This window comes from Oleiphilus sp. HI0061, from assembly GCF_001635675.1.
The window spans coordinates 1-7,090 of sequence record NZ_LWFE01000700.1; the positions used below are offsets into that span (position 1 = coordinate 1).

General features: G+C 47.7%; 5 protein-coding genes. 4 read left to right on the forward strand and 1 reads right to left on the reverse strand.

Annotated elements, in window-relative coordinates:
• From A3735_RS08880 to A3735_RS08895, 4 genes are all read left to right on the forward strand, one after another.
• On the forward strand, positions 1-607 hold a 607-nt coding region (locus A3735_RS08880; RefSeq protein ID WP_068637952.1), incomplete at its 5' end, for an ATP-binding cassette domain-containing protein.
• Positions 608-610: 3 nt separating this feature from the next.
• Complete coding sequence (locus tag A3735_RS08885; protein ID WP_068513593.1) at positions 611-2,107, forward strand: ABC transporter permease; 1,497 nt, start codon at positions 611-613, stop codon at positions 2,105-2,107.
• Positions 2,108-2,356: 249 nt separating this feature from the next.
• Positions 2,357-4,588, forward strand: a complete 2,232-nt coding sequence (gene selD, locus A3735_RS08890) for a selenide, water dikinase SelD (RefSeq protein ID WP_068513596.1) — start codon at positions 2,357-2,359, stop codon at positions 4,586-4,588.
• 151 nt (positions 4,589-4,739) lie between these two features.
• Positions 4,740-5,867 carry a hypothetical protein gene (locus tag A3735_RS08895; RefSeq protein WP_068513598.1) on the forward strand — a complete coding sequence of 376 codons (1,128 nt, stop codon included), beginning with the start codon at positions 4,740-4,742 and terminating at the stop codon, positions 5,865-5,867.
• A gap of 23 nt (positions 5,868-5,890) precedes the next feature.
• Here the strand turns inward: A3735_RS08895 and A3735_RS08900 are convergent.
• On the reverse strand, positions 5,891-7,090 hold a 1,200-nt coding region (locus A3735_RS08900), incomplete at its 5' end, for a PLP-dependent aminotransferase family protein (protein ID WP_156499544.1).

A 7,090-nucleotide genomic window follows, 5' to 3' on the forward strand; every position in this document is an offset into this window, starting at 1 on the left:
AAGTACTTTACTCAAAGCACTATACCAGCTGCGCCCCGATGATATTGCCTTCTGTCAGCAGGCGCCGGCTTTGGTCCCCAGTTTATCTTTGTTCCATAACATTTATATGGGGCAGTTGGATAAGCACAATTTTCTCTATAACGCTTTGAATTTGTTTTTTCCTCAGAAGGCGGTTCAAAAAAAGGTAGCCTTGCTTGCACAATCTTTAGGTTTACAAGAACACTTGAAAGCGCGTGCCGAGACCTTATCTGGCGGTCAGCAACAGCGTGCAGCATTAGCTCGAACGCTGATCCAGGAACGGGATATTTTTCTCGGCGACGAGCCGGTTTCTGCGGTGGATGAGCTACAAGCCGAGCGCTTGATCGCTAAGATCATCTCTTCTCACCAGAGCGTTGTTTTAGCACTCCATAATACCGAACTGGCCGTGAAATACTGCGATCGTATCATCGGCTTGAAAGGCGGTGAGTTAGCGATAGATTGCCAAGTTGCCGAACTGGACTCAGATAAGCTTCGTCAAATCTATTCCGATTTCGATACCCAGCAGCCCACCGGCGAACATGATAATACGCCGGTGCCTAAGCATCCTGACTTAAAGCTCTGTCGTTAAGCTATGTGGACGCTTAATCGAGTCAGCTCCGGCTTTTTGTTTCTGGCGCTTATTTGCCTTTGTTTTGCCGACCTTGAAATCATTACAGCAGACCCTTGGGGAGAGCTAGGTCGTATTGCTCAGGGTTTTGTCAGCCCGTCTTTTTTCTCTTGGTATGAATTGCTGGTCAGCTTGCTGAACACCTTGGCTTTTGCCTTGGTCGGTGTGGCGATCTCTTCTGTATTCGGCTTGCTGTTGGCGCAATGTTTTCAGCATCGTTTGGTCCGTATTGGCTGTGCCTTTATCCGTTCAATTCATGAAATTTTTTGGGCTTTGCTGTTTTTGCAGTTCTTTGGCTTGTCGACGCTGACTGGCTTGTTGGCGATTATCATTCCTTTTTCTGGCATCTTCGCCAAGGTCTATGCCGAGATTCTGGAAGAAAGCGATCGTGCGCCGAATGATGCCCTGACCCACCAGGCACAAGGCTCGTTTTCGGCTTTTCTTTACGCGCGCTTGGCGCAGGCTTGGCCGCAAGTCGTGTCGTATACGCGTTATCGTTTGGAGTGCGGTATTCGAAGCAGCGCGATACTTGGTTTTATCGGCTTGCCTACGCTGGGCTTTCATCTCGAAAGCTTCTTCAGTGAAGGCGAGTACGATCAGGCCGCGGCAGTGCTCTATGTCTTCTTTTTTGTCATCGCCAGCTTAAGATTCTGGAGTCATCGTCGTAGCTTATTGCTGCTATTGCTAGTCGCGGTGGTGTGGTTATCGACTCAATTGAATTTATACCTGAGTACACAGACCGATCTGATATGGCGCTTTTTAAGCTACGATATCCTGCCTGAACCCTTAAAAGGGGCTGAAACTCTTTGGCAGCTAGAGGCTTGGTATGCGACATGGGACTGGGCTAGCTTTCTGATACAGCAGCAGGTGGCCGAAGGCGTTTGGAATACCTTATTACTGACCATGATTTCATTGGTGGGCAGTGGCATCTTAGCCTTAGTCATGTACCCCTTTATTTCACCCTTATTTTTGAACAAAGGCAGCCGTTATCTGTCACACTTCTTGTTAGTCGTTTTGCGCTCTATACCTGAGCTGATGTTGGTGTTTGTTTTACTGATTATGATGGGTCCCTCGATGGTGCCCGCGATCGTGGCTTTGAGCTTGCACAATGGTGCGATTATCGCGCATTTGATTGGCAACGCATCACGCAACCTTAAGCTAAGACAAGACGCCCCGAAAGGCATTAATCTATATTCCTACGAAGTCACGCCCAGATTATATCGGCCCTTTTTGGCCTTTTTGTTTTACCGCTGGGAGGTGATTCTACGAGAGAGTGCCATACTGGGAATTCTCGGCGTGCATACCTTGGGTTTTTACGTCGACTCGGCCTTCGAAGAGTTGCGCTTTGATCGCGCCTTGTTTTTAATTTTAGTGACGGCATTGCTGAATATTCTTGTCGATACCTTATCACGCGGTATTAGGCGAAAGCTGCGGCTCAATGCCTTGCCGGATATGCGTTAGTGTAAGAGGAACAGTCCCGTTATAGGGTGCGCCGTGCGCACTGGCGGAGTAGTGGCATTCAAGCTTATATTTAACAAATAACAATGACTGTAGGCAGAGGGTTCTATCCCTCGCTCGATCAACCTCGTGCTAGCCTTCATGCGAGCCGTGGAAGGCTCTGCCTACAGGTTTAGGGCACTAAAGAGGGAGCGATAACGAATGATTACCATTGATTACCGCCTCTCTTAAAGAGCTGGATTAGGAATAAACGTGAAAAAAAATGAGACAAATACTGATACACCCATTAGCCAAGACTTGGTGTTAATCGGTGGTGGCCATGCCCACGCTATTGCTCTGAGCATGTTGGCCAAGCGTCACCTACCTGGTGTGCGCATTACCCTGATTTCCAATTCAGTACTCACACCTTACTCAGGTATGCTGCCTGGCTTGATTGCCGGGAACTACGAGCATGAAGACGTGCATATCGACCTGGGCGCAGCGTGTCGAAGTTTTGGGGTGCGCTTTATTGAAGATAGCGTGACAGGCCTCGATCTTGAAGCGAAAACCATCTTCTGTCAGCAGCATCCGCCGTTTTCGTACGACGTATTGTCGATAGATATAGGCTCTTCTCCAGACTTAAAAAACATACCAGGCACTAAAGAGTTTAGCGTTGGTGTGAAACCTGTTGATCGCTTTCTCGCTCTCTGGCATGACTTGCAGCAATCCCTACTGAGTAAGGAACTCACTTCGCCGGTAGATATTGGTATTGTCGGCGGTGGTGCCAGTGGTGTTGAAGTTGCGCTAGCGATGCAGCACAAACTTAAGTGTGCGCTAAAAGACCGAAAGACGAGCTTTGAGCAACTTCGCTTTCACGTGGTCTCGGGGAGTGACACGATACTGCCCAGCCACAATGCCAAAGTGCAGCAGCGCTACCAAAAGGTATTGGATAAACGTGGGGTGCAGGTTCATCATGATTTTCGCGTGTCTAAAGTTGAAGAAGGGTGCTTGGTCGATGCGCGAGACGCTGAAAACCCGAGGGAACTAAGCTTAGACAAGATTATTTGGGCAATATCGGCGTCAGCCCCTGAATGGCCGAAAGCCGCTGGTTTAGCCTGTAGTGAGCGGGGCTTTATAGAAGTGGATGCTTGTTTGCAGTCAGTTTCTCATCCTAATGTTTTTGCCTCGGGTGATATTGCTGATGTGCTGGATCACCCACGGCCTAAAGCCGGTGTATTTGCTGTGCGCCAGGGTAAACCCTTGGCTGATAATCTTGAAAAAGCCCTACGTGGTGAGCCATTAAAAGCCTTTGTCCCTCAGAGCAAGTTCCTGAGTTTAGTGAGTACTGGCGACAAAGCTGCAATTGCCTCTAGAGGTGACTGGGCAATGTCGGGCGCATGGGTATGGCACTGGAAAGATTCAATCGACCGTAAATTTATGCGCCGCTTTAGTGAACTTGCCAAGCCGATGATCCCCGCTGAAAATGCGAGTGTGGATGCTGAGCCGATGAGTATGCGTTGTGGCGGTTGCGGTGCCAAAGTGGGGCAGCCTATTTTAAATCGCGTGATTGCCCAGCTTTCAACACGTTATGAGGATAAGGCGAAGGTAGCACTGTCCCAGCCGGATGATGCCGCCGTTTTGGCCATTCCTGCCGATAAATTATTAGTCCAGTCTGTTGATGCTTTTCGACGTTTCATCGATGATGACTACCTCTTTGGCCAGATTGCCGCGAACCATGCCTTGGGTGATATTTTTGCCATGGGAGCAACGCCCCATAGCGCCCAAGCTTTAGTGACCTTACCTTTTGCGAGTGAAGAAAAAGTTGAGCAGCAATTGCTTCATCTGATGCTTGGCGCGAGCAAGGTTTTTGATGCGTGTGAGATGCCCATTGTTGGGGGGCATACTGCAGAAGGTGCTGAACTAAGCCTTGGCTTTACCATTAATGGTCTAACCGATGAAAACCAGCTTCTAACCAAGGCTGGGCTTCAGCCAGGTGATAAATTGATTCTAACTAAAGCGCTGGGAACAGGGGCTTTATTTGCAGGGGATATGCGAGGCTTGGCGAAGGGGCCTTGGGTGAAATCGGCGATTGAAATGATGCTTCAGTCTAACCAAAAGGCGAGTCATATCCTCTTCAACCATAGGGCGAAAGCTTGTACCGATGTCACGGGCTTTGGCTTAGCTGGACACTTACTGGAAATGCTTCAGGCGTCAAAGCAAAAGGCTTCTTTGAATCTGGCTTCCTTACCTGTATTGGACGGTACTGAAGCACTGATGGCTAAGGGTATATTCTCGAGCTTGCATGAGCAAAACAAACAAATCGATACCAAGATGCGTGCTTTTATTTCCTTGGAAACGCCGAAAGAAGCAGAGATTTTATTTGACCCCCAAACTGCGGGAGGTTTATTGGCTGGAGTGCCTGCTGATCAAGCGAACGCTTGTTTAAATGAGCTGAGAACCGCGGGTTATGACTTGGCTTGTGTGATTGGCGAAGTGATTAAGTAGTAATATCCAGCTACCTTACCATCCTTTGGAGGGGGCTGACTTGAAGGCATTCACAAAGGTAAGAATATCTCGTTGAGGGAGGTACTTGTCATCGTTAGCATGTGTGAAAAATAAACAAAATAAAAACACACATGTGCAAAAGGATGTTTTTATGAGTACCTACTTTTCCAGCATCAAAGATGAAATTCATACATTGGGCAAACTCATTGCAGGTTGTATTTACGCGAAAACGGTTTTATTCGTTGAAAACTGTTATTCCGATATGACTCCCTTGCAGGATGAAGAGCTATCGGAGATTTCCGGCCAAGCTTTTGTCACCCTAGACCAGGAAACCGTTCTTGGAAAAGAAATGACCCGAGTAAATATTGGTATGGAACTCAAGACGCAGCTGAACGTTGAGGAGCTTAAATTAGGCGAATATCCTCGCTGGGAAAATGGCGAAGCTTGTTTTGAGTGTGATGGAACAGAACCAGGCTTGGAAAAGCAGGGCGCAGATCTTTGGGTTAAGAATATGAGCTTTGGCGCGATTGCCGAGACCAGTGGTAGAAAGATGGATGGACGCTACTATAGAGCGGGCGAAATCATTCCTTTTGAGTTTTATGACCCTTACATCGAAATCGCTAAAGAAGACGATGAACTAGTGGGTATGCGTATTGGCTTTCATCAGGCGCGTGGTATTTTCTCTGGGGATATTTTGAGCTTTACCGGTCAACTGCCCGTTCAAATAAAGGATAATGCTTACGCATTGATTGATGCCCCTAATCGCCCCTGGTGGTTTGCCTTAGCGGGGGCTCTCTTGCCTTTTACACCGGTAGAAGGGCAGGCTCATCCGATTACCGCACCGAATGTGGTGGATGGTGAGGTAGATTATGAAAGCGGTGGTCAGCCAGACCCTGTCCGAGCGACCCATATCGGTTTGCCCAGTGGTTCAAATTTTACGCTTGGGCCTATCCCGTTTATTGGTGATATAGATTTTGCCACGACTGACTGTAACCTTCATGGAGTTCCGACCTGTTTTCCGATGACTCAGTTTAAAAGCATGGAAGTAGGGGAAAAACAAAAGAACGGCACTTTTCTACCTACTGGCGGTTTCTTTTTGTCGATGCAGAAAAAGGCCATGGAATGGATTGAACCTGTTAGTCAGCAACGCGTTTCGACACCGAGCGGAGTATTCTTCAGTGTTCCGGTTGGGAGTGTTGAATTCAACCTGGAACAATCATTTCATGGTACGCCTCGCCGCCGAGTTGAGTATATTGATAGAGGTGTGGGCTTGTTTTAGTTCGATTGACCTTACAGTATTGATTAAGTGCTAGTCATGCATGAAAGCATGACATTCCGAAGCGTTTGTATATGCGGATCAATCAGGCTTAGCTCCGTATTAGCAAAACCCAGTACAAGGCCTTGCTCCTCGGCTCGATCGAGGTAATAAGTGGATAAGGGGCTGGCAGAGAGGTTATGCTCCCTCATCGCTTCAACAACCTTCATATCTGATAGCCCGGCCTGGCAAAGTTGCGGATTAAAAATCAATACTATGTGCATGCCCGCGCCGGTGCACTCGGGCTTTGCGAGATTTTCCAGGTGCTGTTCGCAAGCCGCGATGATCGTTTTGAATTTCTCGTGATAGAGCCCTCTCATTTTTCTCAGGTGCCTGATAAAGTGCCCTTCTGCAATAAACTCAGCGACAGTTTCCTGCTCAACCATTGGTGTTTGCCCTGCGATTCTATTTTTCGTCTTCACACATGGGGCAATGACTTGCTCAGGGACAACCATGTAGCCAAGCCTTAGTGCAGGGTAAAGTACCTTGCTAAATGAACCGATGTAGATAACTTGATCCTGTAAACCCAAACCTTGCATGGAGGCAATCGGTTTGTGTTCATAGTGATATTCACTGTCGTAATCATCCTCCAGAATCCATACTCCATTTTCAGCAGCCCATTGAAGGATGTTTAAGCGATTTGCCAAAGGCATAATCCCGCCCATCGGATATTGATGAGTCGGTGTGACACATAAGATTTTACCCTTTGGTTTCTTCGGTAGTGCTTGTAGGTCTAAGCCATTCTTACCCACCGGGATGCCGGTAATTTTGCACTGATGTGCTTTAAAGGCTTCGCGCATTCCAATGTAGCCCGGGTTTTCCAAATAGACTTCATCTCCGTGATTCAAGATGACTTGAATCGCGATATTGACCGCTTGTTGAGCGCCAACCGTGATGATGATTTGCTCGGGTGTGCAATCCAATCCTCGTGAAGATTTTAAGTAGCTGGCAAGCACTTCTCTCAAGTAGGACGAACCTTGTAATGAATCATATCCAAGCAAGGCGATACGCTGGCTTTGTTGTTGATATATTTGCCCCCATTTTTTGATGGGAAAAGCTTTGAGGTCAGGTAAACCGGCTTCGAAACTGGTGTTGCGATAGACTCTGATCTTGTTGTCGCCGAGCAAGACTTTTCCAGAATCAGAGAGCGGCATCTTGGTTGGTTTTGACTCAAATCGCATGATGTT